General features: G+C 68.2%; 1 protein-coding gene. It reads right to left on the bottom strand.

All coding sequences use genetic code 11. The features are described 5' to 3' along the window. Nucleotides 1–726: RNA polymerDNA-directed RNA polymerase subunit B (locus tag Pta02_RS40835; RefSeq protein ID WP_507763428.1), on the bottom strand; the 726-nt coding region annotated here is incomplete at both ends.

Genomic DNA, 726 nt, shown 5'->3' with positions numbered 1-726 from the left:
TTGGAACGCTTGAACTTCGCGACACGGTAAGTGGTGCGGGTGCCGTCGTCGTTCATGACGGTGATGTAGTCGGCGGAGACCTCCTCGACCACACCGGCCTTGTCGGCGTTGATGACGTCACCGGCGTCGGTGGCGGCGCGGTACTCCATGCCGGTGCCCACCAGCGGCGCCTCGCTCTTGAGCAGCGGCACGGACTGGCGCTGCATGTTGGAGCCCATGAGCGCGCGGTTGGCGTCGTCGTGCTCCAGGAAGGGGATCATCGCGGTCGCGACGGACACCATCTGGCGCGCCGAGACGTCCATGTAGTCGACCTCGGTCGCCCGCAGGGACTCGAACTCGCCGCCCTTACGGCGGACGAGGACGCGGTCCTCCAGGAACGTGCCGTCGGCGGAGACCGGCGTGTTCGCCTGGGCGATGACGTACCGGTCCTCCTCGTCGGCGGTGAGGTAGTCGACCTGGTCGGTGACCCGGCCGTCGACGACCTTGCGGTAGGGCGTCTCCACGAAGCCGAAGGAGTTGACCCGGCCGAAGGAGGCCAGCGAGCCGATCAGGCCGATGTTGGGGCCTTCCGGCGTCTCGATCGGGCACATGCGGCCGTAGTGCGAGGGGTGCACGTCACGGACCTCGAAGCCGGCCCGCTCACGGGACAGACCACCGGGACCCAGTGCCGACAGACGACGCTTGTGCGTCAGGCCGGCCAGGGGGTTGGTCTGGTCCATGAACTGC

It is taken from the genome of Paraplanobispora takensis, assembly GCF_016863195.1.
Taxonomy (GTDB): domain Bacteria; phylum Actinomycetota; class Actinomycetes; order Streptosporangiales; family Streptosporangiaceae; genus Planobispora; species Planobispora takensis.
This window is presented reverse-complemented; position numbering and strand designations above follow the sequence as displayed.